The organism is Massilia sp. CCM 8734 (genome assembly GCF_011682155.1).
Classification (GTDB): Bacteria; Pseudomonadota; Gammaproteobacteria; order Burkholderiales; family Burkholderiaceae_D; genus Telluria_A; species Telluria_A rubra.
In genome coordinates, this window is sequence record NZ_WHJI01000237.1 from 1 (window position 1) to 332 (window position 332).

General features: G+C 45.2%; 1 rRNA gene. It reads left to right on the forward strand.

Going from position 1 to position 332, the window contains the following annotated elements:
- Positions 1 to 101 (forward strand): 16S ribosomal RNA (locus F2P46_RS36400); the annotation flags it as partial.
- Between the last annotated feature and the right edge of the window lie 231 nt (positions 102 to 332).

Below are 332 nucleotides of genomic sequence, written 5' to 3' on the forward strand. Positions count from 1 at the left end.
GCTTAACCGTAAGGGGGGCGCTTACCACGGTAGGATTCGTGACTGGGGTGAAGTCGTAACAAGGTAGCCGTATCGGAAGGTGCGGCTGGATCACCTCCTTTCTAGAGTTGCACCAGGCTATAGAGCCAATTTATTAAGCGTCCACACTTATCGACTGTCAATCAAGAAGAACAGCGCTTGAAAGCGCAAACGTAAGCACCAATGCTTAGGTTTGATCTTTCAGGGATTAAAAGCTGTTTCGTTCTTTAACAATCTGGAAGAAGTAAAGTTTTAATCGAATCGTCGACAGACGGTTCGATGGGTAGTGATTGTATGTATCAAAACAAAGCAAC